General features: G+C 73.0%; 28 protein-coding genes and 1 pseudogene. 8 read left to right on the top strand and 21 right to left on the bottom strand.

The genetic code is table 11. From position 1 onward, the window contains the following. Positions 1 to 3: 3 nt before the first annotated feature. The 7 genes from J5X07_RS02340 to rpsB form a co-directional block, all read right to left on the bottom strand. On the bottom strand, positions 4 to 549 hold the full coding sequence (locus J5X07_RS02340) for a DivIVA domain-containing protein (RefSeq protein WP_124933322.1): 546 nt from the start codon (positions 547 to 549) through the stop codon (positions 4 to 6). After that, a complete protein-coding gene (gene rlmN, locus J5X07_RS02335; protein ID WP_208478529.1) occupies positions 546 to 1,814 on the bottom strand; it encodes a dual-specificity RNA methyltransferase RlmN in 1,269 nt (422 codons plus the stop codon). The genes J5X07_RS02340 and rlmN overlap by 4 nt, the downstream gene beginning before the upstream one ends. Positions 1,815 to 1,900: 86 nt before the next feature. Beyond that, the gene (locus J5X07_RS02330; protein ID WP_341769380.1) at positions 1,901 to 2,830 is read right to left on the bottom strand and encodes a phosphatidate cytidylyltransferase; all 930 of its coding nucleotides are present in this window, start codon (positions 2,828 to 2,830) and stop codon (positions 1,901 to 1,903) included. 46 nt (positions 2,831 to 2,876) lie between these two features. After that, positions 2,877 to 3,434 (bottom strand): ribosome recycling factor, encoded by a 558-nt coding sequence (gene frr, locus J5X07_RS02325; protein WP_124933319.1) that lies wholly within the window; start codon positions 3,432 to 3,434, stop codon positions 2,877 to 2,879. Positions 3,435 to 3,492: 58 nt separating this feature from the next. Further along, complete coding sequence (gene pyrH, locus J5X07_RS02320) at positions 3,493 to 4,245, bottom strand: UMP kinase (protein WP_124933318.1); 753 nt, start codon at positions 4,243 to 4,245, stop codon at positions 3,493 to 3,495. A 239-nt stretch (positions 4,246 to 4,484) separates the two neighbouring features. Beyond that, positions 4,485 to 5,324, bottom strand: a complete 840-nt coding sequence (gene tsf, locus J5X07_RS02315; RefSeq protein WP_208478528.1) for a translation elongation factor Ts — start codon at positions 5,322 to 5,324, stop codon at positions 4,485 to 4,487. Between the two features lie 50 nt (positions 5,325 to 5,374). Then, entirely contained in the window at positions 5,375 to 6,253 is an 879-nt protein-coding gene (gene rpsB / locus J5X07_RS02310; protein WP_208478566.1) for a 30S ribosomal protein S2, read from the bottom strand. 468 nt (positions 6,254 to 6,721) lie between these two features. Between rpsB and J5X07_RS02305 the strand changes: the two genes are divergently transcribed. Further along, a complete protein-coding gene (locus J5X07_RS02305) occupies positions 6,722 to 7,366 on the top strand; it encodes a murein hydrolase activator EnvC family protein (protein WP_243896329.1) in 645 nt (214 codons plus the stop codon). A 126-nt stretch (positions 7,367 to 7,492) separates the two neighbouring features. Here J5X07_RS02305 and J5X07_RS02300 read toward each other — a convergent pair whose 3' ends face one another. From J5X07_RS02300 to rpsP, 14 genes are all read right to left on the bottom strand, one after another. Further along, complete coding sequence (locus tag J5X07_RS02300; RefSeq protein ID WP_124933316.1) at positions 7,493 to 8,470, bottom strand: tyrosine recombinase XerC; 978 nt, start codon at positions 8,468 to 8,470, stop codon at positions 7,493 to 7,495. A gap of 25 nt (positions 8,471 to 8,495) precedes the next feature. After that, the gene (locus J5X07_RS02295) at positions 8,496 to 8,741 is read right to left on the bottom strand and encodes an RCC1-like domain-containing protein (protein WP_124933315.1); all 246 of its coding nucleotides are present in this window, start codon (positions 8,739 to 8,741) and stop codon (positions 8,496 to 8,498) included. A gap of 31 nt (positions 8,742 to 8,772) precedes the next feature. After that, the gene (locus J5X07_RS02290) at positions 8,773 to 10,308 is read right to left on the bottom strand and encodes a DNA-processing protein DprA (protein ID WP_208478527.1); all 1,536 of its coding nucleotides are present in this window, start codon (positions 10,306 to 10,308) and stop codon (positions 8,773 to 8,775) included. Beyond that, a complete protein-coding gene (locus tag J5X07_RS02285; protein WP_208478565.1) occupies positions 10,305 to 11,879 on the bottom strand; it encodes a YifB family Mg chelatase-like AAA ATPase in 1,575 nt (524 codons plus the stop codon). Before J5X07_RS02285 ends, J5X07_RS02290 begins: the two co-directional genes overlap by 4 nt. Further along, positions 11,879 to 12,310: a YraN family protein gene (locus J5X07_RS02280; RefSeq protein WP_424924074.1), complete on the bottom strand. Its 432-nt coding sequence runs from the start codon at positions 12,308 to 12,310 to the stop codon at positions 11,879 to 11,881. Before J5X07_RS02280 ends, J5X07_RS02285 begins: the two co-directional genes overlap by 1 nt. Before the next feature lie 495 nt (positions 12,311 to 12,805). Further along, on the bottom strand, positions 12,806 to 13,111 hold the full coding sequence (locus J5X07_RS02275) for a DUF2469 domain-containing protein (RefSeq protein ID WP_026426588.1): 306 nt from the start codon (positions 13,109 to 13,111) through the stop codon (positions 12,806 to 12,808). Between the two features lie 132 nt (positions 13,112 to 13,243). Next, positions 13,244 to 14,005 (bottom strand): ribonuclease HII, encoded by a 762-nt coding sequence (locus J5X07_RS02270; protein WP_208478526.1) that lies wholly within the window; start codon positions 14,003 to 14,005, stop codon positions 13,244 to 13,246. A 10-nt stretch (positions 14,006 to 14,015) separates the two neighbouring features. Beyond that, positions 14,016 to 14,963 (bottom strand): signal peptidase I, encoded by a 948-nt coding sequence (gene lepB, locus J5X07_RS12805; RefSeq protein ID WP_341769378.1) that lies wholly within the window; start codon positions 14,961 to 14,963, stop codon positions 14,016 to 14,018. 184 nt (positions 14,964 to 15,147) lie between these two features. Next, entirely contained in the window at positions 15,148 to 15,495 is a 348-nt protein-coding gene (gene rplS, locus J5X07_RS02260) for a 50S ribosomal protein L19 (RefSeq protein ID WP_124933311.1), read from the bottom strand. A 57-nt stretch (positions 15,496 to 15,552) separates the two neighbouring features. After that, positions 15,553 to 16,572, bottom strand: coding sequence for a signal peptidase I (lepB, locus tag J5X07_RS02255; protein WP_208478525.1), 1,020 nt, complete (start codon positions 16,570 to 16,572; stop codon positions 15,553 to 15,555). A 53-nt stretch (positions 16,573 to 16,625) separates the two neighbouring features. After that, a complete protein-coding gene (trmD, locus tag J5X07_RS02250) occupies positions 16,626 to 18,071 on the bottom strand; it encodes a tRNA (guanosine(37)-N1)-methyltransferase TrmD (protein ID WP_208478524.1) in 1,446 nt (481 codons plus the stop codon). Beyond that, complete coding sequence (rimM, locus tag J5X07_RS02245; RefSeq protein WP_208478523.1) at positions 18,068 to 18,682, bottom strand: ribosome maturation factor RimM; 615 nt, start codon at positions 18,680 to 18,682, stop codon at positions 18,068 to 18,070. The genes trmD and rimM overlap by 4 nt, the downstream gene beginning before the upstream one ends. Positions 18,683 to 18,961: 279 nt before the next feature. Then, on the bottom strand, positions 18,962 to 19,198 hold the full coding sequence (locus J5X07_RS02240; protein WP_003786440.1) for an RNA-binding protein: 237 nt from the start codon (positions 19,196 to 19,198) through the stop codon (positions 18,962 to 18,964). Between the two features lies 1 nt (position 19,199). Beyond that, entirely contained in the window at positions 19,200 to 19,685 is a 486-nt protein-coding gene (gene rpsP / locus J5X07_RS02235) for a 30S ribosomal protein S16 (protein ID WP_124933308.1), read from the bottom strand. A gap of 1,205 nt (positions 19,686 to 20,890) precedes the next feature. On the opposite strand from rpsP, the gene J5X07_RS02230 reads away from it, so the two are divergent. The 7 genes and pseudogenes from J5X07_RS02230 to J5X07_RS02205 all read left to right on the top strand — a co-directional run bounded on the left by J5X07_RS02230 (position 20,891) and on the right by J5X07_RS02205 (position 26,716). Continuing rightward, a complete protein-coding gene (locus J5X07_RS02230; protein ID WP_208478522.1) occupies positions 20,891 to 22,180 on the top strand; it encodes a hypothetical protein in 1,290 nt (429 codons plus the stop codon). 265 nt (positions 22,181 to 22,445) lie between these two features. After that, positions 22,446 to 23,471: an ABC transporter ATP-binding protein gene (locus J5X07_RS02225; RefSeq protein WP_208478521.1), complete on the top strand. Its 1,026-nt coding sequence runs from the start codon at positions 22,446 to 22,448 to the stop codon at positions 23,469 to 23,471. 98 nt (positions 23,472 to 23,569) lie between these two features. Continuing rightward, positions 23,570 to 24,397, top strand: coding sequence for an ABC transporter (locus J5X07_RS02220; RefSeq protein WP_124933305.1), 828 nt, complete (start codon positions 23,570 to 23,572; stop codon positions 24,395 to 24,397). 28 nt (positions 24,398 to 24,425) lie between these two features. Then, a complete protein-coding gene (locus J5X07_RS02215; protein WP_243896328.1) occupies positions 24,426 to 25,622 on the top strand; it encodes a sensor histidine kinase in 1,197 nt (398 codons plus the stop codon). Further along, a complete protein-coding gene (locus J5X07_RS02210; RefSeq protein WP_208478520.1) occupies positions 25,619 to 26,233 on the top strand; it encodes a response regulator transcription factor in 615 nt (204 codons plus the stop codon). The genes J5X07_RS02215 and J5X07_RS02210 overlap by 4 nt, the downstream gene beginning before the upstream one ends. Before the next feature lie 147 nt (positions 26,234 to 26,380). Continuing rightward, positions 26,381 to 26,461 (top strand): annotated as a pseudogene (locus J5X07_RS13460) (FitA-like ribbon-helix-helix domain-containing protein); the annotation flags it as partial. Between the two features lie 15 nt (positions 26,462 to 26,476). Continuing rightward, a complete protein-coding gene (locus tag J5X07_RS02205) occupies positions 26,477 to 26,716 on the top strand; it encodes a hypothetical protein (RefSeq protein WP_208478519.1) in 240 nt (79 codons plus the stop codon). The last annotated feature ends 18 nt before the right edge of the window (positions 26,717 to 26,734 follow it).

Below are 26,734 nucleotides of genomic sequence, written 5' to 3'. Positions count from 1 at the left end.
GGATCACTCAACGGACAGCAGCACCTCGACGACGCGGGCCAGGTAGCGGTCCACGCTGGACTCCTCGTAGGCCTTGGAGCCGCGGGCGGAGCGGAAGACCGCCCCGCGCACCTCGGCGGAGCTCAGGGTGGTGTCGGAGTCGAAGTACCCGGCGATGCGGTCCATGAGGGCATCGACGTCGGCCTTGGAGTAGCCCTGGCGGTCAGCGGGGGCGAAGCGCTCGCCCATGGGCCGCAGCAGGCGCGGGTAGAGGGTGGTGGCCAACTGGGTGACCTGGTCCATCCAGGCCTGGCGGCCGTGCTGGGCCACGAAGCTGGCGCGGCGGCGCTGGAGGAAGGCGGCCTCCAGGCGGTCCAGGGCGGCGTCGACCGCCACCGGCTGGTAGCCGCCGGGCACGACGTCGAAGGCGACGGTGCGCACGCCCTCGGAGTCCATCTCGTCGAGCTCGCCGGCGTCGTAGATCTCACGGGCCGTCTCGAAGTAGCGGTCGACCTGCTCGGGGCGGTAGCCCGGTCGCAGGAGCGCCGACTTGGGGAACATGCTGCTCATCGCCTCTTAGCCTTCTCCTGGTTGAGTACCTCGGTCGCCAACTGGCCGCAGGCGCCGTCGATGTCACTGCCACGAGTGTCCCTCACTGTGGTGGTGATGCCCGCACGGCGCAGCGTATCGACAAAAGTATCCTGGACCCCGGGCTCGGAGCAGGTCCAGATGGAGCCGGGGGTCGGGTTGAGCGGGATGGGGTTGACATGCGCCCATCCGCTGCCCCGCCGGTTGAGCTCATCGGCGAGCAGCTGGGCGCGCCAGGCGTGGTCGTTCATGTCCTTGATGAGGGCGTACTCGATGGACACGCGCCTGCCGGTGGCCCGGAAGTAGTCGTGGGCGGCATCGAGCAGCTCGCCGACCTTCCACTTGGAGTTGACCGGGATGAGCTCGTCGCGCAGCTCGTCGTCAGGGGCGTGCAGGGACACCGCCAGGGTCACGGGCAGGCCCTCCCCGGCGAGCTTGCGGATGAGTGGCACCAGTCCCACTGTGGAGACGGTCACGCCCCGGGCTGACAGGCCGAAGCCCTGGGGGGCGGGGTCGATGAGCCGGTGGAGGGCGGCGACGACGCTCCTGTAGTTGACCATGGGCTCGCCCATGCCCATGAAGACCACATTGGACAGGCGCGCCGGCCCCCCCGCCAGGCCGCCCTCGGCAGAGAGGCGGGCCGCGTGGCGCACCTGCTCGATGATCTCGGCGGTGGACAGGTTGCGGGTCAGGCCCATCTGGCCAGTGGCGCAGAAGGGGCAGGCCATCCCGCAGCCGGCCTGGGAGGAGACGCACAGGGTGGTGCGGTCCTTGTAGCGCATGAGGACGGACTCGACCCGCACCCCGTCATGCAGCTCCCACAGGTGCTTGATGGTGCGGCCGCCGTCGGCGCGCAGGGCGCGCACCTCGTGGATGAGCTCTGGCAGGAGCTCGGCGCACAGCTGCTCGCGCTGGCCGGCGGGCAGGTCGGTCATCTCGGCGGCGTCGCGGGTGTGGTGGGTGAAGTAGTGGCGGGAGAGCTGGTCGGCGCGGAAGCCCGGCAGGCCGGAGTCCTTCAGGGCGGCCTTGCGACCGGCCAGGTCGAGGTCGGCCAGGTGGCGGGGGGCCTTGCCGCGGGCCGGGGGGACGGCGAAGGACAGGCGGGGGCGGGCGTCAGGGCTGGTGGCGCCCTCGGGCGGCTGGTCGGTGGGAAGCACCTGGACCTCGCCGGGGCGCGGCCCGGCCGGGGCGCGCCGGATCGCCACCGGCTGGGTGCGGCCGGTGCGCGGGGGGCGGGCGGGGCTCACGGGCGCCTCCTTTCCGTTGCGGATGGGGTCGGTGCGGGGCGGGGCTCGCGCGGGCAGGCGGCTGGCGCGGCGCGCCGTCGAGGCTCCTAGAGGACCAGGAGGCTGAAGACGTAGACGACGGGGGCCGCCACCAGGATGGAGTCCAGTCTGTCCATGATGCCCCCGTGCCCCGGCAGGAGGGTACCCATGTCCTTCAGGCCCAGGTCACGTTTGAGCAGCGACTCGCCCAGGTCCCCCAGGGTGGAGACCACCACGATGCAGGCCCCCAGCGCCGCACCGGCCCACAGGGGCCCGCCCATGAGGTGCATGGCGCCCGCCCCGGCGCCCACGGTGGCCAGCAGGGAGCCGATGAATCCCTCCCAGGACTTCTTGGGCGACACGGAGGGCGCCATGGGGTGGCGGCCCAGGGTCACGCCCACCAGCCATCCCCCGGTGTCGTTGGCCGCCGGCAGGGCGATGAGCAGCAGGACCTTGGCCACTCCCTGGTCCTGGGCGGCCAGCAGGACGGCGTAGCCGGCCAGGAAGGGCAGGTAGGTGGCGGCGAAGACGGAGGCGACGGCGGAGGCGGAGCGGGAGCGGCGCACGACGTCGTGGGCGTCGGTGCGCGGCACGTCCACGCCCGCCTCCTCCAGGGCGGTGCCGGTATCGGCCTCGGCCTGGTCCATGAAGCTCCACAGCACGCAGGCCCCGGCGGTGGCCGCGTAGGCGCCGAAGGCGGCCTCGGCCCCCACCTGCCAGGCGGTCACCGCGATCCCCAGGGTCCCCAGCCACAGGGGCGCCAGGGGCAGGCGGATGCCCTTGCGGGCGAAGGCCGCGGCCAGCTCCCACAGCGCCCCGCACACGGCGATGACCGCGACGACGACGAAGAGGATGGTGTCGACCATGATCGGCACCACCACCAGGGCGATGAGGAGGGCGGAGACCGCCAGGGCGGCGGGCAGGTTGCGCCCGGCCCTGCCGGTGGAGGGCAGGGGATCGCGGTTGCGCGTGGGGCGCGGGCTCAGCATGGTGCTCACGGGCTGATCGTCAGAGGGTCGGTTCGGTACTGGCGGGCCGCTGGGCTCAGACCTCCAGCAGCTCGCCCTCCTTGGTGGCCAGGGCGGCGTCGATCTGCTCCACGAAGCGCTTGGTCAGGGCGTCGAGCTCGCCCTCGGCGCGCTTGACCTCGTCCTCCCCCGCCTCGCCGTCCTTCTTGATGGCCTCCAGCTCCTTCTTGGCCTTGCCGCGGATGCCGCGCACCTGGACGCGGGAGTCCTCGGCCCGGGAGCGGGCGAGCTTGACGTAGTCCTTGCGCCGCTCCTCGGTCAGGGCGGGCAGGTTGACGCGGATGACGGTGCCGTCGTCGGTGGGGTTGACTCCCAGGTCGGACTCGCGGATCGCGGTGACGACGTCCTTCATGGCGGATCGGTCGAAGGGGCTGACCAGCACGGTGCGGGCCTCGGGGATGGTGATGGAGGCCAACTGCTGGAGCGGGGTGGGGGCGCCGTAGTAGTCCACCATGATCCCGTTGAACATGGAGGGGTTGGCCCGGCCGGTGCGGATGGAGGCGAGCTCTCGGATGGCGGCCTCAAGCGCCTTGTCCATCTTGTCCTCTGCCTCGAGCATGACGTCGTCGATCATGGTGCTTCCTTGTTCGCGTGGGTGGGTGGTGGCTGGTGGTCGGGTCCGGCAGGACCCCTCAGTCCTGGCTGACGAGCGTGCCGATCTTCTCACCCAGCAGGGCGCGGGTGATGTTACCCGGCTCCCCCATGCCGAACACCCGCATGGACAGGCCGTTGTCGCGGCACAGGGCGAAGGCCGAGGCGTCGACCACCTGGAGGCCCTCGACCAGGGCGCGCTCGTAGGTGAGGTAGTCCAGGAGCTCGGCGCTGGGGTCCTTGCGGGGGTCGGCGGTGTAGACGCCGTCGACGCCGTTCTTACCCACCAGCAGCTCATCGCAGTGGGTCTCCAGGGCGCGCTGGGCCGAGACGGTGTCGGTGGAGAAGTAGGGCAGGCCGGCGCCGGCCCCGAAGACGACGACGCGGCCCTTCTCCATGTGCCGGATGGCCCGCAGCGGCACGTAGCTCTCGGCGACCTGCCCCATGGCGATGGCGGTCTGGACCCGGGCGGGGGTCCCGGCCTTCTCGATGAAGTCCTGGAGGGCCAGGGCGTTCATGACGGTTCCCAGCATGCCCATGTAGTCGGCGCGGGCTCGGTCCATGCCGCGGGCGGAGAGCTCGGCGCCGCGGAAGAAGTTGCCCCCGCCCACGACGACGGAGACCTGCACGCCCTGGGCCACGGCCCGGGCGATCTGCTGGGCGGCGTCGGCCACGACGTCGGGATCCAGGCCCACCGCCCCGCCCCCGAAGACCTCGCCGGAGAGCTTGAGGAGCACTCGGCGGGGATGCTGTCCGTGAGCAACGCGGTCGTCGCGTTCCGGGGACTCACTCATGGGCGGGGCCTCCTGGGTCTGGTTGCGGTGGTGCTCAGGCGCTCGGGACAGCGTACCGCGTTCGGCCGCCTCCGCTGCGCCAAGGGACTGGGGCCGCCAGGGGCGCAGCAGCGGTGCTCGCCGCCCGGCCCCCGGGTGCGGGCCGCCCCGCCGTCGGGCTCATGGCCGGCGGCGGGGCGGTGCCGGGGGCGGCATGCCGCTGGTGGCCGGGGCTCCAGCGGGATGCCGGTGGCGCGGGCTCAGGCGCCGACGCGGAAGCGCACGAAGCCGATGAGCTCACCGCCGGTGGCCTCGACCACCTTGCCGACGGTGGTCTTGGGGTCCTTGGCGAAGGCCTGCTCGACCAGCACGGTCTCCTTGAAGAAGCCGCCCAGGCGCCCCTCGACGATCTTGGGGATGGCCTTCTCGGGCTTGCCCTCGGCGCGGGTGGTCTCCTCGGCGATGGCGCGCTCCTTGTCCACGACCTCGGCCGGCACGTCCTCGCGGGTGGCGTAGGCCGGGGAGTAGGCGGCGATGTGCATGGCCACGTCGTGGGCGGCCTCGGCGGCCGCCTCGTCGGTGCCCACGAGCACGCCGACCTGGGCGGGCAGGTCGGGGTTGGTGCGGTGCAGGTAGAGCTCGACCCTGGGGGCCTCGATGCGGCCCACGCGGCGCACGACGATCTTCTCGCCGATGACGGCCTGCATGCCGTCGGTGAGGTCCTTGACGGCAGTGCCGTCGACCTCGACCTCGGCCAGGGCCTCGGCCTCCTGGGCGCCGGAGTCGATGGCGGCGGTGAGGACCTGCTCGGCGAAGTCGAGGAACTTCTGGTTCTTGGCCACGAAGTCGGTCTCGGCGTTGATCTCGACCAGGACGCCGACCTGGCCCTTGTCGGTGTCCACGACGCGGGCGGCGATGAGGCCGGCCGAGGCGCTGCGGCCCTCGCGCTTGGCGATGCCCTTGAGGCCCTTGACGCGGATGATCTCGATGGCCTTCTCGGTGTCGCCGCCGGCCTCGTCGAGGGCCTTCTTGACGTCGAGCATGCCGGCGCCGGTCTGCTCGCGCAGCGCCTTGATGTCAGCGGTGGTGTAGTTCGCCATGTATGTCTCCTGAAGGATCTGTGACGGGAGTGGTGTGCGTGGGGAGGCCCTCAGGCCTGCCCGGCGCCCTCGGCGGCAGGGGCCTCGGCGGCCGGCTCGGCGCTGGCGGCGGGGGCCCCGGCAGCCACGACGGCGTCGGCGGCCTCAGCGCCGGCGAGGAGCTCGGCCTCCCACTCGGGAAGCGGCTCGGCCTCGGGGGCGGCGGCCTCGGCCTCCTCACCGGTGCGCACGCGGCCCCCGGAGCGGGCCAGCAGGCCTTCGGCGGTGGCGTCGGCCACGACGCGGGTCAGCAGGCTCACGGCGCGGATGGCGTCGTCGTTGCCGGGGATGCCGTAGGTGGCCTCGTCGGGGTCGCAGTTGGTGTCGAGGATGGCGATGACGGGGATGCCGAGCTTCTGGGCCTCGGAGATGGCCAGGTGCTCCTTCTTGGTGTCCACCACCCACACGGCGGCGGGGAGCTTGCCCATGTCGCGGATCCCGCCCAGGGTGCGCTGGAGCTTGTCCTTCTCGCGGCGCATCATGAGCAGCTCCTTCTTGGTGTGGCCGGAGCCGGCCACGTCGTCGAAGTCGATCTGCTCGAGCTCCTTCATGCGGTCCAGGCGGGCGCGCACGGTGGAGAAGTTGGTGAGCATGCCGCCCAGCCAGCGCTGGTTGACGTAGGGCATGCCCACGCGCTGGGCCTGCTCGGCCACGGCCGCCTGGGCCTGCTTCTTGGTGCCGACGAACAGGATGTTCCCGCCGCGGGCCACGATCTCCTTGATGAAGTCGTAGGCGGTGTTGATGCCCTCGATGGACTGCTGGAGGTCGATGATGTAGATGCCGTTGCGCTCGGTGAGGATGAAGCGCTTCATCTTGGGGTTCCAGCGGCGGGTCTGGTGCCCGAAGTGGACACCGCTCTCCAGGAGCTGGCGCATGGTGACGACGGCCATGACGGTCCTTCCGTGCATGCCGAGAGGTTGCTCGGCATGCGTGTCATTCGGGGGACGCGCTCCGCCGGAGCGGCGGCGTCCCGTGTGCTGTGTTCTCCGGTTGTCCCCCGCGTGGTGGGCCGGTGGCGGGCTGGGCCGCCCGGTGGCTGCGGGGCCTGGTGCCCGCGACGCGCAACCGCCCGTCCTCCGGGGAGGGCGGGACCGCGGCTGCGTCATCCGGAAGGGATATCCCGAGGCTCGGGTACGGGCACGCGAAGTCAGCCCCCGCGGCCCACGGCCGATTCAATCCCGGCGCGACCCGCGGAAAGCTGCGGGGGCGAGATTATCACAGGCACTGGTGCGCACAGCATCTCGATTCCGCACTATATCGAGTCGTCCCGGTCACCACAGGCGGCGCTCCCGCACCCGCCCTCCACAGGGCCGATTCCCCGGAATGCTCCCGGGCTCCGGCACGCCGATGCTCGTGCCATGCCTTCCTCGCGCGCCCTCCCCCTCCTTCTCCCCCGCAGGACGGCCCGTGCCTGGGCGGTCCTGGGCGCCGCCGCCACGCTCATGGCCACCGCGGCGCCACCCGTTCCGGCGGCGGGTCCCCCAGGAGCGATCGGCCAGGAGGTCCGAGGCACCCCTGCTCCGGCCTCGGCCATGGCCTGGGGCGCGGCCGGGGGTGCTGGCCGGGCCGGAGGCGCCCAGCATCGTCGGGATCCCTACCACTGGCCCACGGGCGCTCCCGCGCCGGTGGTGGAGGGCTTCGATCCTCCGGCGGTGGCGTGGGGGCGAGGTCACCGCGGCGTGGACCTGGCCGCCCCGGAGGGCTCGCCGGTGCGCAGCGCGGGCGATGGCGTGGTGGCCTTCGCCGGGATGGTGGCCGGGCGGCCGGTGGTCTCGGTGGACCACGCCGATGGGATCCGCACCACCTATGAGCCGGTGGAGCCGGTGGTGAGCGCTGGCCAGGCGGTGGGGCGAGGGGAGGTGATCGGGACCTTGCTGGCCGGGCACCGCGGTGATGGGGTCAGCGCCCTGCACTGGGGCGCGCGCATCGGCCCCAAGACCTATGTCAATCCCCTGCGGCTGCTCCAGCCCCCGGTCATCCGCCTCAAGCCGGTGGAGGGCTGAGCCGGGGCGGGCTGCGCGCCCACTCCGGGGCGTGGCGGTAGAGGCCGGGCCGTGGATCCTGCGGGGCCTGACCGGGCCGCAGGGGCAGGCAGCAGGGCAGGCAGCAGGGTGGGACCGCTGGCCGGCTCAGGCCCGGGGGAAGGCCTGGTCGTAGACCGAGCGCAGGCGCTCGGCCGAGACGTGGGTGTAGCGCTGGGTGGTGGCCAGGGAGGAGTGGCCCAGGATCTCCTGGACGCTGCGCAGATCCGCTCCCCCGCCGAGCACGTGGGTGGCGGCGCTGTGGCGCAGACCGTGGGGCCCCAGGTCGGGCACGCCCGCCGCCGCGCACAGCCGGTGGATGGCCTCGCGCACGATGCGCGGGTCGATGCGGCGCCCGCGAGCGCCCAGGAAGAGGGCCGGCCCGGTGTCGTCGGCGCGCAGCTGGCCGCGCACGGCCAGCCAGGCCTCCAGGGCCCGGGCGGCGGGCAGCCCGTAGGGCACGGTGCGCTCCTTGCCCCCCTTGCCCAGGACGCGCAGGGTGCGCTGGCCCTCGTCGAGGTCGCCGATATCCAGGCCCACGAGCTCGGAGACCCGGACCCCGGTGGCGTAGAGGGTCTCCACGATGGCGGCGTCGCGCAGGGCCAGGGGCCTGGTCCCGGGGTCGCTGTCGCGGGCGAGGCGGGCCGCTGTCTCCATGAGCCTGGTGGCCTGATCGGTGCTCAGCACACTGGGCAGGCGGTTGTCGGGGCGCGGCGCTCGCAGCCGGGTGGAGGGATCGGTCTCCAGGAGACCCTCGCGGTGGGCCCAGGCGCAGAAGGCGCGCACGGAGGCGGCGCGGCGGGCCAGTGTGGCGCGGGCGTGGCCGTCGGCGGCGAGCTGGGCCAGCCAGGCGCGCAGGTCGGCCAGGTCGATGCTGGCCAGGGCGGGGCCCGTGGGCTCGTCCTCCTCGGCTCCGACGCCGAGGAAGTCCAGCAGGTCCACCAGGTCCCCGAGGTAGGCGCGCACCGTGTGCTCGGACATGCCGCGCTGGAGGGACATGTGCCGCTGGTAGGCGCCCAGGAGCTTCCCGCGCGTGCCGGGTGCGTGCACGCCGGCTGCCGGCGCCCGGCCGGCGGATGAGGTCATGCGCCCACCATAGCCGCGGTGGTGCTCAGCGCCGCCGAGGCTCGGGCTGAGGCGCGAGCGCACTCAGGCCCCTGTGCCCATAGGTGTTGGCCCCCATCGCCAGGACCGCACCGTCGGCGCGCAGGCCCAGGGTGCGGGCGGCTCCGGCGGCGACCACCCTGCCCGGCCTCGCCGATGGGCCGGCGACGGGCTGGCCATGCGCTTTCCCGTCACCCCCGATCCCGCCTTCAGGCAGCGCGCTCTCCAGCAGGTCGAGGGCTGCCTCGATCACCTGCTCCTCGACCAGGGGCTGGCGCAGCCCCTCACGGGCAGCGGCGCCTCCAGCCCTTGCCGCCGCGCTCCACTCTGCCCGCGAGCTCGAGGATGCCCAGGGCGGCGGTGGCCTCGCGCACGGAGAGCCCACTGGCCCGGGCGACGGCCTCCGTCGTGGCCGAGGCGCGTGCGGGCAGGGCGTCCAGGACCACGGCGCTGTCCGGATCCAGGCCGTCCAGGAGCCCGCTCCCGGCCAGGCGCGGATCCTGGGCCCTGGCGGCATCGGCGTCGACGGCGCCCAGGGGGCCCACGAGCTCCAGGGCGTCATCGACGTCGGTGATGCAGACGGCGCCCTTGCGCAGGAGGCGGTGGCACCCCACCGAGGCCATGGAGGTGATGGGGCCCGGCACGGCGCCCACGGGCCTGCCGATCTCCATCGCGTGATGGGCGGTGGACAGTGCCCCCGAGCGCCAGGCCGCCTCCACGACGATGGTGGCGCCGGCCATGGCGGCGATGAGCCGGTTGCGGGTCAGGAAGCGGTGCCGGGCCGGCTGGCAGCCGGGCGGGGCCTCGGCCACCAGGGCCCCCTCGGCGATGACCGCCTGAAGGAGCTCGGCGTTGCCGGCCGGGTAGAGGCGGTCCACTCCCCCGGCCGCCACGGACAGTGTGGGCCCCGCCGTCAGGGAGCCGCGGTGGGCGCAGGCGTCCACGCCGAAGGCCCCGCCGGAGATGACCAGGGCGCCGCGCGTCGTCATGCCCGAGGCCAGGGCGCTGGCGGCCTCATCGCCGTAGCGGGTGGAGGCGCGGGCGCCGACCAGCGCAATACTGCTGCCCCGGGCCGGGCCCACGGGCATGCGATCCTCCCGCGCGGGAAGGCGGCGGCCCCCGCCTCCGCTGCCGGCGCCCTCGCCGCTCCCGCCTCCCCGGCGGGTCTCGGAGCTCTCACCATTGGCGGTGCTCTCGGTGCGCTCGGAGCGCTCCACGCCCCTGGAGCCCTCGCAGCCGGGACCGGCAGTGGCGGCACCGCCACCCGGGGCGCCTGATCCGGCCTGGAGGTCCCGGGCGCTGACCAGGAGTGCCGGGTCCCCGCGCAGCCACAGGCAGAAGGGCGGGTGCTCCAGCTCCTCCAGGCCCGGGGGCCACCACGGGTCGCCGGGGATGATGAGGCTCCCGGCCAGCCTGTCGAGGATGTCGAGCTCGCGGCGGATGTCCAGGCCCTCCAGGCGCGGCACCCACCGGGAGGCCGCCTGGGCCCAGTGCGCGCTGGCCCTGGGCGCCTCCCCGCCGGTGGGCAGGGGCGGGCGCGGAGCGCTGCGCACCCGCCCCCGGGCGTCCAGGGCCTCCTCCAGCAGCCAGTCCAGGGCGCTGGCGGCCCCCAGGGCGCCGACCAGGGCGCAGGCGGCCTGATCGGCCGGCTCGGCCAGGCGCGACCAGGTGGCGCGGGCCAGGGCGGGATCGTGGTGGTCGTAGGGCAGGCGCGCCGCAGGAGGCGGCTTCCCCTGACCGGCCGACGCACCATCGCCTGTCGGCGCGGCGGGGGAGGCGGCGCAGTGCGCGGCGGGGCGGCTGGTCGGTGACTGGCTCATGGTCGTGCTCCTGAGGTTCGCAGGGCCAGGGCGGTCCCAAGATGGGTGAGGGTGGGGGTGGTGGCGCAGTCGAGGTCGGCCAGTGTCCAGGTCAGCCGCAGGACGCGGTCCGCCCCGCGCAGGGACAGGTCGCCGCGCTCCATGGCCGCGATGAGGCGCTTGCCCAGCGCATCTGGCAGGCCTCCGTCGGGGCCGCGCAGGTAGGATCCGGGGACCTCGGCATTGAGCCTCCAGGGCGTGCCCGCAAGCCGGCGCCGGGTGCGCTCGCGCGCCCGGGCCACCCGCTGCGCCACCACGGCGCTTGGCTCCCCGTCGTCGGCATGCGCGAGGTCGGTGACGCTGACGGCGGTGAGCCCCACCTGGATGTCCACCCGGTCCAGCAACGGGCCGGACAGGCGCGAGAAGTAGCGGCGCCGTTGCAGGGAGGTGCAGGTGCACTCCAGCCCGCGTCCCCCGGCCTTCCCGCAGGGGCAGGGGTTGGCCGCCAGGACCAGCTGGAAGGCGGCGGGGTAGGTGGCGCGCCCGCCGACACGGTCGATGGTGACTGTCCCCGACTCCAGCGGCTGGCGCAGGCAGTCCAGGATCCCGGCGCTGAACTCCGGGGCCTCATCCAGGAAGAGCACCCCTCGGTGGGCCAGGGAGGCATCCCCGGGGCGGGGCATGCCCGATCCCCCGCCGACCACGGCGGCCCGGGTGGCGGTGTGGTGGGGGCTGCGCAAGGGGGGCGCGGTGATGAGGCCCGCATCGGGGTTGAAGGTCCCGGCCACGGAGTGGATGGCCGTGACGGTGACGGCATCGGCCTGCTCCAGGGGCGGCAGGATCGAGGGCAGGCGCTCGGCGAGCATCGTCTTGCCGGCTCCCGGAGGCCCCACCATGAGCAGGTGGTGGCCCCCGGCAGCGGCCACCTCCAGGGCGTGGCGGGCCTCGGCCTGGCCGACGACGTCGGCGAGATCGGGATGCTCAGGTGCCATCTGCCCCGATGCCTCCCGCGAGCGGGCCTCCGGCCGCTCCCCGATCCTCGCCACCGCCGAGGCCACGGCTGCGGGCAGCCGGCCGCCGTAGCGCTCCACGAGCTGGCCCACATGGGATACGGCCGTCACCTGGGCGCCCGGAACGAGCCCGGCCTCGGCCGCAGCGCCCTGGGAGACGACGATCTCCTCGATCCCGGCACTGACGGCCGCCTGGACGCAGGGCAGCACACCGCGCACCGGGTGGACCGAGCCGTCCAGCCCGAGCTCGCCGATGTAGACCGTCCGCTCCAGCTGCGCGGCGGCCCTGCTGCCGAGCCTGCCGCGAGCGCCCAGCACCGCCAGGGCCAGGGCCAGGTCCAGCCCGGTGCCGCTCTTGCGCAGGTCCGCCGGTGAGAGGTTGACGGTCAGGCGGTGCTCGCCCCAGGTGACGCCGCAGCTGCTCAGGGCGGCGCGCACGCGCTCGCGCGACTCGCGCACGGCGGCGTCGGGCAGGCCCACGAGGGTGAATCCGGGCAGCCCCTGGGCGCAGTGGGCCTCGACCTCGACCAGGTGCCCGCGCAGGCCGGTGAGGGTGACCGCCAGGGTGCGCGCCAGGCCCATCACAGACCCACTCCCCGGTGGTGGCGCAGCTGGGCGGGGCCCTCCTCGGGCAGCAGCACCGAGATGACGTCGATGCGCAGCCACGAGTGGGCCACCCGGTGCGCTGCGGCCCAGGCTGCGGCCAGTGCCCGCAGGCGGGCGAGCTTGCGCCCGTCCACGGCGGCGGCCGGCGGCCCCTGGCGCAGGGAGCGGCGGGTCTTGACCTCGATGACCACCAGGACTGGCCGAGCGCTCCGCGGGGTCGCCTCCAGGGCGATGAGATCGAGCTCGCCGCGCATCCCTCTGCCCGGCCGCCAGTTGCGATCCAGGACCTGCCAGCCGATGTCGGACAGGTAGGCGGCGGCCAGGTCCTCGCCATGGCGCCCGGTGCGGGCCCGCTCGGCGCTGCGGGGGTCTGCGGTCACTGCGATGGGTAGGGGCACGATGATCACCTCCGCGACCAGGGTGCTGCGCCACCGGCGAGCCGTGCAGCGCCTGGGACCGGCCCTGTGGAGGGAGGGTGCAGCGGGACGACCTGGGGTGACCGGCTCGCTGCGCGATACCGCCGATCCGGCAGGGGCGTCCCGGGCAAGGCGCCCCAGGTCCGGCCCGGGGCCTCGCTCTGGGGGCGCTTGCCTGGGAGGTTGTCAGCCGGGAGGGTGATGGGTGGGGCTGGCGACGGGCCAGGTTCGATGGGGCCTCACTTCACGACGGAGGCGTCACTTCGCGCAAAGAGCGACACCTGCAAGTACCGTCCACGTCGCGAAATATCGCGCTTGTCGCGAAGTGACGCCCAACCTGCGGCCCCACCGCCCTCCCGAGCCCGTGTCCCTCCCGGCGACACGCTGATCTCCCGGAGCGCGTGGCCCCCTGGGCCCTCTTGTTCCTCCCGGCGGCGCATCACTGCCGGCCCCACCCACCCCGACCAGGACCCCGGGGAAGGACGGCTAGGAGGGGATGTCCATCTCCAGCTTGGTCAGCTCCTCGACGTTGACGTCCTTGAAGGTCACCACGTGCACGGACTTCACGAAGCGCGAGGTCCGGTAGATGTCCCACACCCAGGCGTCCTCCAGGGTCAGCTCGAAGAAGACCTCCTCGCCGTTGCCCCGCACCTGGACGTCCACGGCGTTGGCCAGGTAGAAGCGGCGCTCGGTCTCCACCACATAGGAGAACAGCGAGACGACGTCGCGGTACTCCCGGTACAGGGAGAGCTCCAGCTCGTTCTCATAGGCCTCGAGGTCTTCAGCGCTCACCGGGCCATCATGCCCGCCGCGGTCGCGTACCGCCGCCAGGCTGCTGGGCGAGTCGGCACCGATGCCGGGTGGGCTGGGCAACCCCGGGCCGGCTCCATGCCCCGGGCTCCGCCCGGTGGGGCGCAGGGGTGATCACCCGGAGGCGGTGCGGCCCTCCAGGCCGGGCAGGCGCCAGCTGCGGCGGTGCTGCTCGCTGGCCCCCAGTCGCGCCAGGGCGCTGATGTGGGCGGGACTGGCATAGCCCTTGTTGGAGGCCCACCCGTAGCCGGGATCCGCCAGCTCCTCCATGAGCCCGTCACGCTCGACCTTGGCCAGGACGGAGGCCGCGGCGACGACGGCGCAGCGCGCATCGGCCTTGATCCGCATGTGCACGGGCGGCAGCGCCCCACCGCCGCCGCCCTGCCCCGCCCCGGCTCCCGGCGGGCCGGGCACCGCCCCTGGAAGGGCCCGGGCGGGCAGGGGATCGAGGCCGGGCAGCAGGTCGGGGGACGGCGGGGCCAGCCAGTTGGCGCTGCCGTCCAGGATGATGGCGCCGGGTCGGTGCCCGCGCCCGCTGACCTCCTCCAGGGCTCGCAGGCCGGCGAGCCTGAGCGCGCCGATGATCCCGAGGCTGTCGATCTCCTGGGGCCAGGCGTGGGCCACCGCGCAGTCCACCACCCACTGGCGCACCGGTGAGACCAGGCCCTGGCGGCGCCGGGCGGTCAACTGCTTGGAGTCGGCCAGGCCCGGGGGCATTCGGGCCGGGGTGGCGCGCGAGACCACCGCGAGCCCCACGCTCACCGGGCCGGCCAGCGCGCCGCGCCCGACCTCGTCCATCCCCGCGACCAGTGCGGTGCCCGCGAGCAGCTCGGTCTCCAGGGCGCGGTCGGGCCGGATGCGGGACCGCGGGCTCACCGGCCCCCGCTCACTGGCCCTCCTGGGCCGCGGGGTCGGAGTCCTGGTCCTGCTGGTCCACGTGGGCGAAGACCTCACGGCCCTGCCCCAGGCGCTCCCACCGGCCGACGGGCCAGATGACGGAGCGGGCCACGCCCACGATGTTCTCCCGGGGCACGAAGCCGCCGTGGGCGTCGGTGCGGTGGAAGCGGGAGTCGGCGGAGTTGGAGCGGTTGTCCCCCATGACCCACACATGCCCCTCGGGCACGACGACGTCGAAGGGCACCTCGGAGGCCAGGGTCCCGGGCTTGAGGTAGGACTCGTCGACGGGGACCCCGTTGACGCTCAGGGAGCCCTGGCCATCGGCCACGATGTGGTCGCCCCCCACGCCGATGACGCGCTTGATGAGGTGGTGCCCGGTGTCCTGGGGCAGGAGCCGGAGGAGCTCGAGGGTGTCCTGGACGAGGCCGCGCACACCGGTGGGCTCGGTGACATCCAGCCAGTTGTCGGGGTCGGTGAAGACCACGACGTCGCCCCGCTCGATCTGCTCGGAGTCGTACATGGTCACGGCGACCTGGTCCCCCGAGCGCAGGGTATCCTCCATGGAGCCCGAGGGGATCTCGTAGGTCTGCAGGACATAGCTCTTGAACAGCGCCGCGAAGAGCAGGATGAGGACGAAGACGGTCAGGGTGGAGGGGAAGCGCGGGCGCCGGGCACGGGCCTGAGAGGAGGCCGGGGCGATGGAGGGAAGCGGGCGCTGTCGGGGCGGGATGGAGGGGGGCAGGACGGCGGGGGCCGGGAGCACCTCGGGGGCGCCGGGCTCCTCATCGGCCGGGTCGGCGGGGTCCTGGGGGGAGGGACTGGTGGGGGCGCTGGCCGCAGTGCGGGCGGGCGACTCGGCCTCGTCGAGGGTGGGGGCCGGCTCCGGGCGGACGGGCGCAGGAGGGCTGCCGGGGGCATCGTCGTGCGGTGCGCTCACCGTATCCCTCTTCTCGTCATGGGCGGCCTGGTGCGGTGCTGGTTTCGTCTGGTCGGGCAGGTGGGGCTGCAGGCGCCCGGGCGATGGGGCGCCGGGGCGGTTGGCGGGAGGCGGTGGCGGCGGGCCGCTGATGCAGGCGGCCCCGGGGCCCTGCCGGCCCCGGGGCGCTACCGGAGGCGAGGGCTCAGACCTCGCGGCGCTCCTTGATCTTGGCTGCCTTGCCGCGCAGGTTGCGCAGGTAGTACAGCTTGGCGCGGCGCACGCGGCCGCGGCTGACGACCTCGATCCTGTCGATGGAGGGGGTGTGGACCGGGAAGGTGCGCTCGACGCCGACGCCGAAGGAGACCTTGCGGATGGTGAAGGTCTCCGAGACGCCTGCGCCCTGGCGGGCGATGACGACTCCCTGGAAGACCTGCACACGGCTGCGCGAGCCCTCGACGACCTTGACGTGCACCTTGAGGGTGTCACCGGGGCGGAAGGCCGGGATGTCGTCGCGCAGGGAGGCCTGGTTGATCTGGTCGATCAGGTTCATGGTTCTCTCCACACCCGTGCCACTGGTCAGGGGTGCTTGTCCGGCGGCGCGTGGGCCTCAGCCACTCAGGGCCGGCTCGCGCCGAGGTCGGGATGCCCGAGGGTCTCCTTGATGCAGAGCCGCCCCAGTGGCGGAGGCCGTGCGGAGCCCCAGAGCCCGCTCAGTGTGCCACAGGCGCCCGGTGAGCGGCGAGGCCCCCGGGGCCGACGTGCCGGAGTTCACGCCCGGCCCGGCGCCGACCACGGCCGACGGCGCCGCGGGGCTCCGGGAGGCACTGGTCGTGGCGGTGGCCTCGGGCTCGGGGACCTCGGAGAAGGCCTGCTCCCCCTGGGACAGCCCCGCCCAGTGGCCCACCGGCCAGACCACCGACTTGGCCACGCCGATGACGTTGCCCAGGGGGACGAAGCCGCCGTGGGCGTCGGTGCGGTGGAAGCGGGAGTCGGCGGAGTTGGAGCGGTTGTCCCCCATGACCCACACATGCCCCTCGGGCACGACGACGTCGAAGGGCACCTCGGAGGCCAGGCGGCCCGGCTTGAGGTAGGGCTCCTGGATCGGCACGCCGTTGACGCTCAGGGAGCCCTCGCCGTCGGCCACGACGTGGTCCCCGGGCAGGCCGATGACGCGCTTGATGAGGTGGTGGCCCGCGTCCCGGGGCAGGATCCGCACCGTCTCCAGGATGTCCTGGCCCAGGCCCCGCAGGCCGGTGGGCTCGGTGACATCCAGCCAGTTGTCGGGGTCGGTGAAGACCACGACGTCGCCCCGCTCGATCTGCTCGGAGTCGTACATGGTGACCACCACCCGGTCGCCCTCCACCAGGGTGTCCTCCATGGAGCCCGAGGGGATGATGAAGGACTGCACGATGAAGGTGCGCACCAGGGCCACGATGAGAACAGCGCCGACCGCGTACAGGGCGGTGATCCCCCAGCGCACGAGGCGGGCCTGCACGGGGCCGAGGGCCGGGCCGGGGTCCTGCTCCGGATCGTCCGCCCGCGGTGCGCCCCTGCCCTGGTCGGCACCACCGGCCCGGGCGGCCTTGACGGCGCTGTCGGCGCTGTTGTCGGTGTGCGTCTCAGTCATGCTCTCCCTGCTGCCATCCTCAGTCACGTTCTCGGCGCCGCTCTCATCCCGTCTCACGAGGCTCCCCCGGCGCTCCTCACCGTCGGCGCGGCGGCGGGGCCGGGCCTGCGGACCATGACGACGTCGCGGCAGACCTGCTCCCCCACCCGGTAGTCCCGCGCCCCCGCGACGGCGAAGCCGGAGCGCCGGTAGGCCTTCTGGGCGCGCCTGTTGGCGGTGGCGGTGCCCAGCCACACCAGGTCGGCGCCGCGATCGGCGGCATGCGCGACGGCGGCCTCCACGAGGGCCGGGGCCAGTCCGGAGCCGCGCATGGCGGCGTCGACATAGACCTTGGACAGCTCGGCGATCAGGTCGTCGGGGCCGGCCGGCAGGCCGGGCGGGCGCTCGTCCAGGCCGGGCGGCAGGGCCCCGGTCTGGTCGGGGGCCTCGATGATAACGGCGCTGTAGCCCACCAGGCGGCCCGGCGGGACCGGGGCCTGGGCGGCCGGGGCGCCCTCGGGGAGCTCGGCGACGAAGAGGCCGACGCGCTCATCCTCGATCCAGCAGGAGAACAGCTCGGGGGTCAGGTGGGTCTCCACGTGCTGGCGGATGTACTCCGGCGGGATGTGCCCGGGGCAGGCGTCGGGGAAGGTGCGGGCCGCCAGGTCCACGAGCTCGGCCGCGTCCGCGGCGCGTGCGGGCCGGATCGTCAGCGGGCGCGGGTAGGGGGCACCGGGGGGCGCGACCCACCCATGGGCGGCCAGGGCGGCGCGGTCCTGCGCGTCCAGCGCGGCGGCGTCGAGGGCGGCGATGAGGTCGGGGCGGCGCGCCGCGGTGCGGGCGATGGACTGGTCGCGGCGGGCGCGGGCGATGCGGGCATGGTCCCCGCTGAGCAGGACGGGATCGACCTCCAGGCCCCTCCAGGCGGTGGGGCGGGTGTGGACCTCGTACTCCAGCAGTCCTGAGGAGCCGTGGGACTCCTCGACCACGGAGTCCGGGTTGCCCAGGACCCCGGGCAGGAGGCGGGCGACGGCCTCGATGATGACCAGTGCGGCGGCCTCGCCGCCGTTGAGGACGTAGTCCCCGATGCTCAGCTCGCGCACCTCCACCCCCTGCTGGGCGTAGTGGCGGGCGACGCGCCCATCGATGCCCTCGTAGCGCCCGCAGGCGAGGACCAGGTGCTGGGCGCCGGCCAGCTCCTCGGCGGTGCGCTGGGTGAAGACCTCCCCGGCCGGGGTCGGGATGATGAGCACCGGCCGGGGCCGCGCCTCGCCGGCGGGGCCGGGGCCCGGGGCGGCGAGGACCTCGTCGAGGGCCCGGCCCCAGATGTCGGGCTTCATCACCATGCCCGCTCCCCCGCCGATCGGGGTGTCATCGACGGTGCGGTGGCGGTCGGTGGTCCATTCCCGCAGGTCGTGGACGGCCAGGTCCAGGGCCCCGCCGGCCGCGGCCCTGCCGATGAGGGACAGGTCCAGGGCGCGCAGGTAGTCGGGGAAGATCGTGACGACGTCGATCCTCACCGGCGCCCCCCGGTGCCTGCGGCATCCTCGTCCGCGCCCTCGCCGAGGTCCTCGGCCGCCTCTGCGGCCGCACCCGCGGCGGCACCGTCGTCCTCGGGGCCATCCTCGGGGAACAGGCCGCCGGGCGGGTCGAGGGTGACGGTCCCGCCCTCCGGATCGACCTCGGGCACGAGCGGGGCGACGAAGGGGACGGCGACGCGCCGGCCCTGGGGGGTGCGCACGACGAGCCGGTCCTGGGCCACGCCCGGCTCCAGGTCGACGACCTCGCCCATGTGCTCCCCCCGTGTGGACAGGGCGCGCAGGCCGATGAGCTGGTGGCGGTACCAGGACTCATCGTCGTCCTGCTCGATCTCCTCATCGGTGTCCACGAGCAGGCGCACGCCCCGGAGGGCCTCGGCGGCGGTGCGGTCGCGGGCCTGGTCGAAGGCGGCGAACCAGCGCGTGCCGTCGAAGCGCAGGCGGGAGACCGTCAGGGGCCCGGCCGAGGCGGGGTCGGTGGGCAGGCTGGTCCCCTCGGCCAGGCGACCGCGGGGATCATCCGTGCGGATCTCAAGGCGGACCTCGCCCTTGAGGGCGTGGGCCGGGCCGATGACGGCGACGGTGAGAAGCACCTGGTCTCCAATGCGTGGCAGGCGGGCGGACTGGCCCCAACCTACCGCGCCCGGGCCCGTGAGCCGCGCTGGGCGGGTGTGAGGTATCCGCAGTGCGGCCCGCCCCACCCCGCCCTCCGGCGCGCCGGTGCCGGCCGTGCCCGGCGGGCCCGGTGGTGAGAGGCCCCCACCCGGCCGCTGCGGGCCGGCGGGCGGCGCCAGCCATGTGCGGCAGGGCGGCATGAGCGCAGTGCCCGGCCCCTGGATGGGGCCGGGCACTGCGATGGTGTCGTGCTGGGCTCAGCGCCGGTCGGTGTCGACGACGTCGACGCGCACCGGCGAGTCGGCCAGGGCGCCCACGACGGTGCGCAGGGCCCGGGCGGTGCGCCCTGAGCGGCCGATGACGCGGCCGAGGTCCTCGGGGTTGACCCGCACCTCGAGCAGGTCGCCGCGCCGCAGCGAGCGGGAGGTGACGGTGACGTCGTCGGGGTTGTCGACGATGCCGCGCACGAGGTGCTCGAGGGCGTCAGCCAGCATCTCAGGCCTCCTCGGACGCCTCGGCGCCGTCGCCGGTGGGGGCCTCGGCGCTGTCCTCGGGGGCCTCGGCGGACTGCGCCTCCTCGGCCTCCTTCTCAGCCTTGGCCTTGGCCTCTGCGGCGGCGGCCTTGCGCTTCTCGGCGTCGGCGGCGGCCGCCTTGACGGCCTCCTGCCTGGCGGCCGAGGCCGCCTCGGCGTCCTTGACCTTCAAGGTGCCCTCGGCGCCCGCCAGGCCCTTGAAGGCCTGGTAGTCGCCGGTGATCTTCAGCAGCTTGAAGACGGCGTCGGTGGGCTGGGCGCCCACGCCGAGCCAGTACTGGGCGCGCTCGGAGTCGATGCGGATGAGCGAGGGCTCCTGCATCGGGTCGTACAGACCAATCTCCTCGATGACACGGCCGTCGCGCTTCTTGCGGGAGTCCAGGACGACGACCCGGTAGAAGGGGGCGAACTTCTTGCCCATGCGCTTGAGGCGAATCTTGACTGCCACTTGGTGGAACTCCTGGTTCTCAATCGGTTTGGCGCGCGCTGGTCCCCGGTGGGGTCAAGCAACGGTTTCCGGCGTGAGCCGAGACGCGACCGGGGCCGGGAGAGGGACCGACGTCCAGCCGAGTACAGCGGGAGATTTTGCCAGAGGCCGGGCGGTGGCCGCCACCTCCCCGCCCTCCGATCCGCCGGAGTCCCGTGCGAGATCGCCCACAGGGTGCTGCGGGCGGCGAGGCCGCTCGCCACCGGGCCGCCGTGGAGCGCGCGCCTTGTGGACGACGGCGCACAGCCGGGGAAGGCGCCTGGCGGCGCAGCCCGCCCCGCACCATCAGCCGCGCCCCAGCCCTTGCTGCACATCTTCAGGTCCCGGCCCACCGCCCTGCCCCACTTCTCCCGCAGAATCCCGCCAGTGGCCGAGCCCGGTGCGGGCTGAAGATGTGCAGCCAGGTCACCGCTGCACATCTTCAGCGTCGCTCAGACCGGCCCCAGGCAGCCGAACCGCGGAATCACGCGGATCAACCAGACGGTCGATTCTTGAAGATGTGCAACGCCCAAGGCGACCGCAGGCCACCGGCGACCGGCGACCGGCGACCGGCCCATGACACCTGTCATCCCCAGGCGGTGTCAGTGCTCAGTACCGGCTCTCATCCCGGCGGATCGCACTGAACGGGGAGTCGCGGGGGCTTCCCATGGTCACCTTCGCGTCCTGGCGGATAGCTCTGTCCTGCGCAAGCAGAGGCAGACCAACGGCGGCGGCCCAACCCGATACGCTCATCGGCGTTGAGGATGAGAGCCTGGTCGCCTGTGCTTCGCATATGGAGCGCCAGCGCGAAACTCCGCACCCAGGCAACGCCAAGCACCGTCCAGGAGGACGGGAGCCCGTGGACCGCCCTGGTGCGCTGAGACGATACTGACACCATGAAGTTCCCCTCCTCCCGCCTGCGCCCACCGGGCGCCCCCTCGGGGATCCGCCCACCCGGCACCTCCGGCTCCTTCCTGTCACGTCTGCTGCGCCCGCCCGCGCCCTCGACGCATCAGCGGAGCCCGAGGCTGAACCGCTCCCTGCAGCCTCCCCGGCTCCGCGACAAGCACGGCCATGACTCCCGCACGGGAAAGGAACCCGCACCTCCACCCCCGAATCAGGGCCCACGGAGCAAGCGGACCCTCTCAGGAGGGTTCAACCACAGGGCCCCTCGCAGTCGGACAGCCATGCTCCTCGCCGCCAGCGCCGTGGCGCTTGTCATCACGCTCACCGCCGCTGCCCTGGTGGACATCCTCAACAGCCGCTCTGAGGTCCCGGCCCTGACGGCCTCCCCACCCAGCGCCTCACACCGCACGGGCCCGTCCCCGACGAGCGGAGCAGCTTCCGCCCCACCCCCTACCGCCACGTCGACCGCCGACGACACATGGCAGCAGATCTGGACCACGGATATCGACCAGTTCTCGCGAAGGACGGCGGATACCCGTGTCAACGATGACTACCTCATCGTCTATGACCAGAAGGGCGAGACCCACCCCCGCCTGCACGGATACAGCCTCTCGAATGGGATCCCTCAAGAGATATGGTCACGAGACCGCGCCGATGGACTGGTCACTCTGACCTCCTCCGCACTGGTGACCTACCAGGGGATCCTCGACCCCGCCACGGGGGAGGACATCGAGGCCCCATGGGACCGCCAGAGCATCGTCGTGCTCGCCACCGAGGACACCATCGTCACCTGCCTCTATCGGACACCCACCTGCACCGGCTGGGACCTGAGCGAGGGAGCCGCCTCCCTGCGCTGGGGTCCGGTCGATTTCCCCGGAGAACACTCACCCTCATTCAGTCTCGGAGTCACACCCCTGGGATACCCCGTCGTGGACGGCATCGCACCAGCCCAGGTATTCAACGGGAGCGACGAGATTCCGAGCATCATTTTCATCTCATTGGCCGACGGGCAGATCACAGAGACCCGGGATCCCAGCAGCATTACCTTCGATCTTATTCCAGCCGCTGACGGGTGGCTCTTGACCCACGACCACAAGACGGACCGGGCCATCAGCTCACTCGCGCCTGATGGCACGCAGATCGAGTCCTACACGGCGAGGCACGGCTTCAGCACATTGCTCTTGAGCGATTCCGGCGTCCCCACACTCGAGCAGTACAAGGCAGCATTCTCGCAGGACAACACGTCATGGGCCTCAGTCTCCCTTAAATGCAAGCACAAGAACGCATGCTCCAACGGCCAGTCCCGCGTCACGGGCGGGAACTCCGATTTTCTTCCAATGCCCGTTCTCTATCTCGGCACAACAACATCAAGGTATCAGAACTATCTCATCATTGGCCGTGGCGTCTCCGCCCGATATGGACAAGTGCGAATCCTCGATCTCGATCACAACCGGATGGTTCCCCTTCCCCCGCCGCTCTTCGACCACCGAGCCAAGGTGACCATCGCCCGCGACGGCCTCCTGATAGCGATCACGGAGTCGGGTCTCGCCGCCTACGCCCCCGCACAGTAGGCGCATCTCCGTATCAGGGCGTCTCCGCCGTGCCGCCACCAAGGATGGCCGGTCCTTGTCAGCCCCGAGTCCCATGGCCGGTATATGCGCCTTTCCTTCCGGGAGACCCGCATCCTGCGGACACCCCTGCGTTCGGCAGGCCGCGCCGCAGGCCAGTGCCACCACTACTGCCCCGGCCGCCCACGATCCGCGCATGACACCTGTCATCCCCAGGCGGTGACAGCGCTCAGTACCGGCTCGCGCACCCGCGGATCACCCTGGGGCCATGAGCACGACAGTCACCACCCGCAACAGCCCTCCCCCTCTCACCGCCTCCTCCACCGCCGCGCCCCTGGAGGCCGGTCGTGGCGCCCCCGCGGCCGTGGGCACCGGCGCCGCCGTGGAGATCACCGGCCTGGTCAAGACCTTCGGGCGCATCCGCGCCGTGGACGGCATCGACCTGACCGTCCGGCCCGGTGAGATCGTCGCCTTCCTGGGCCCCAATGGGGCCGGGAAGTCCACCACCCTGGACATCATCCTCGGTTTCACCACAGCCGAGGCCGGCACTGCCCGGGTCTTCGGCGCCGCACCCGCCCAGGCCGCCAGGCGGATGCGCACAGGCGCCATCCTCCAGGAGGGCGGCCTCCTGCCCGACTACACGGTGGGCCAGACGATCAGCATCGTGGCCGCCATGCGCGGGGCCCGCCACGACATCGCCGCGGTCACCCGGCTGGCCGGGATCACGCCGATCCTGCGCCGCAAGGTGGTCAAGTGCTCCGGTGGCGAGCGCCAGCGCCTGCGCCTGGCCCTGGCTCTCCTGGGCAACCCCGACCTCATGGTCCTCGATGAGCCCACGGCGGGCATGGACGTCACGGCGCGCCGGGACTTCTGGGCCGCGATCCGAGAGCGCGCCGCCGGGGACCGGGCCGTTCTCTTCGCCACCCACTACCTCCAGGAGGCGGCGGACTTCGCCGACCGCATCGTCATCATCAGCCATGGCCGCATCGTGGCGGCCGGCTCGGTCGACGAGGTGCGGTCCCTGGGCGAGGGCACCACGATCACGGCCACCTGGCCGGGCCTGTCCGGCGCCGCGGAGCTGTGCGAGGCGCTCGCCGAGGTGGGCCCGGCCGTTCTGGGCTCCTCCGTGCACGGGGAGCACCTGGAGATCCGCACCAGCGCGCCCGACGACGTCGCCCGCCTCCTGCTGACCCGCACCCCCGCCCACCACCTGGGCATCACCGCCCTGAGCCTGGATGAGGTCTTCACCGAGCTCGTCCGGGCCCCCGCCGGTGATCCCGCGCCGGCGGCCTGATCCGGAGCACCCTGACTGCCCCTGGAACCACCCCCGCGATCCGCAACCGACCAGCTGAGAACCACCCACTGCCACCCCCGAGGAGATCGGAGAAGCTCATGTCCGCCCCCGCCGTCCCAGTCGTCCCCGCCCCCGGCACTGCCGGCGCCGCTCACCGGGAGCGCCCGAGCCTGGTGCCCTATATCGTCACCGAGCTGCGCAACACCGTCATCCGGGCCGATACCATCATCTTCATCATCATCATGCCGCTGGCCTTCTACCTCATGTTCGGGGCCATGGCCTCCTATGGCGACTTCGACGCCGGCCGGGGCAATGTCAATGCCGTCGTCATGGTCAATATGGCGGTGTTCTCCACGGCCATGGCGGCCACGAGCGTGGCGGGGACCTCCGCCGTCGAGCTGGCCGGGGGCTGGGGGCGGCAGATGGCCCTGACACCGGGGGGCATGCGCTCCTACATCCTCGTCAAGACCGCCGCGGCGGTCCTGCTGTCCCTGGTGCCGGTGACCCTGATCTTCACCGCCGGGGCCCTCCTGGGCGCCAGGTGCGACAGCCCCCTGGTGTGGGCGGGCTCCTACCTGCTGTGCCTGACCCCGACCATCCCCTTCTCCCTCTACGGCCTGGCCATCGGCCTGTGGTTCCCCTCCCAGGGCGCTGTGGGCATCGCCTCGGCCTCGGTGTCGGTGTGGGGGTTCCTGTCGAATATCTTCATGCCGCTGGGCGGCACCCTGTTCACGATCGCCCATGCCACGCCGCTCTACGGGGCGGCGGGCCTGAGCCAGCGCCCGATCCTGGAGGACATGGTCGTCACGGCCACCGGGCCGATCAGGGAGGGCATGTGGCTCCAACTCGCTAACCTCGTGGCATGGACGCTCATCCTGGCCCTGATCTGCCTGGCCTCCCGCCGCCGGGCCACGCTGCACCGCTGAGGCGCCCCGCGATGGCGAGGAGCACCCGATGAGCAAGCCGATGAGCGCGAGGCCCCGCGGTGGGGCGGCCCCGGGGGCCTCCGGGCGCTGGGCGGAGCGGGGCGGCAGTGCCGGCCGGAGGGGGTGGCTGGGCATCGATTGGTGGGCCTCGATCTGGATCCTCTTCATGGCCTGGCCCATCGTCCTCGTGCTGTCCTCCCCTGCCCCGATATGGGTCAAGGCGGTGGGCGTGGGCAGCATCCTCGGCTTCAGCGCCATCTATGTCTGGCAGGTCAGCAGGATCCGGGACTTCACCCAGCTGACGCCCTCGACACCGCTGAGCCAGGAGCTGGCGCCCCTGGTGCGCCCGCTGGCGGCGATGACGCTGTGCGCGGGGATCTCCCTGGTGGCGATCCACTGGTGGTTCGCCTTCTACCTGCCCTACTACTGCGCGATCATCCTGTTCACCACCAGGCTGCGCACCGGCCTCATCCTGTCCGCAGCGCTGATCTCAGCGATCCTGCTCATCGTCCTGCTCGGAACCGACAGCAGGCCAGTCCACCACCTGGCCATGGGCTGCGCCTTCTCGACGGGGACCGTGGTCCTGTCGCGGCTCGGCGCCGGGCTGGAGAATCAGCGCTCCCGTCAGAACCGGGCCGCTGCGGTGGCGGCCGAGCGCGAGGAGATCAGCCGGGAGGTCCATGACATCCTGGGCCACTCCCTGACGCTCCTGACCCTCAAGGCCGAGGTGGCCCAGCGCCTGATCAGCCGCGACCCGCAGGCGGCCGAGCGGGAGCTGGCCGAGGTCATCGAGCTCTCCCGCGCGGCCCTGGCCGATGTGCGATCCACGGTGACCCGGCTGCACGCCCCTGATCTGGCCAGCCAGGTGGAGTCCTCGCGCACCGCCTTCGCGGCGGCGGATATCGAGGCGGTCTTCACCGGTGACGTGGATCGGGTGCCCCTGGGGCAGCGCGAGCTGATCTCCTGGGCACTGCGCGAGACGACGACGAACATCCTGCGCCATGCGGGGGCCTCCTGTGTGGAGGTCGAGGTGGCCCCAGGACGCCTGAGAGTGGTTGATAATGGCTGTGGTATGGACGGGGCGGCCCTCGGCAACGGCCTGCGCGGCCTTCGCCAGCGCATCGAGGCGGCGGGCGGGGAGCTGCGCCTGACCAGCCCCGCGCCCCGGCCGCCGTCCGGCCAGGCGCGGAGCAGCCGGGGAGCAGAGGTGGAGGTGATCCTGTGAGCGGCCCGATACGCCTGCTCATCGCCGATGACCAGGCCCTGGTGCGCGGGGCCCTGGCCACCCTGCTGGGCCTGGAGCCGGACCTGGAGGTGGTGGCCCAGGTGGGAACGGGCAGGGAGGTGGTGGCTGCGGCGCGCGAGCACCGGGCCGATGTGGCGCTGCTCGACATCGACATGCCCGACGGCGATGGCCTGGCCGCCGCCGCGGCCCTGGCCGCCTCGGGGATGGGGTGCCGCAGCCTCATCGTGACGACCTTCGGCCGCCCGGGGTACCTGTCCCGGGCCCTGGAGGCCGGTGCCGCCGGCTTCCTGGTCAAGGACACCCCGCCCGAGCAGCTGGCCGAGGCGGTGCGCCGCATCCACTCGGGCATGCGGGTCATCGACCCGACCCTGGCCCAGGAGTCGGTGCTTCTGGGCCCCAACCCGCTCACGGACCGGGAGCGGGAGGTCCTGCGGCTGGCCGCGCGCGGGGATGACGCGCACGGCATCGCCCGGGCCCTGCACCTGGGCGAGGGGACGGTGCGCAACTACCTGTCCAGCGCGATCTCCAAGACCCATGCCCGCAACCGGACCGAGGCCGCCCGCACCGCCGAGCGCAACGGCTGGCTGTGAGGCTCCTCCCCCATCCCGCCAGCCGCCCGGAGCGGAGGCCCGCCTCGGTGCTCATGGCGCTCCCCCATCCCCGTCCCGCCAGCCGGTCTCACGCCTCGCGCCGCCTCCTCAGGCAGAGGTTGCATGTGAAATGCATGCACGGTTGCCCTGCAGATCCGGAATGTCCCTGAGGAGGTCCGCCAGGCCCTGGCTGAGCGCGCAAGGAGGCGCGGGCAGTCCCTGCAGGCCTACCTCCTGGAGCTGGTGATCCGGGAGCACAGCCGGGCCAGCACCATCGAGGCCCTGGAGTGCCTGGCGCACCAGGAGGCGGCGGCGCGGCTCGATCCTGCCCAGGCCCTGGGGATCCTTGATGCTGCGCGGGCGCAGCAGGACCGCAAGGGCCTGGGGCCGGCGGCGCCACTGGTGAGCCGGATCTGGAAGCTCAAGGATGGCCTCTCCTCCTATGTCGCCGCCTATGTCACGCTGGCCGAGGCGGAGGGCTGAACCCTGGTCAGCGGCGAT

It is taken from the genome of Actinomyces bowdenii (assembly GCF_017592395.1).
Taxonomy (GTDB): Bacteria; Actinomycetota; Actinomycetes; order Actinomycetales; family Actinomycetaceae; genus Actinomyces; species Actinomyces bowdenii.
The sequence above is the reverse complement of the archived record's forward strand: the minus strand, read 5'-3'. Positions and strand labels throughout refer to the sequence as shown.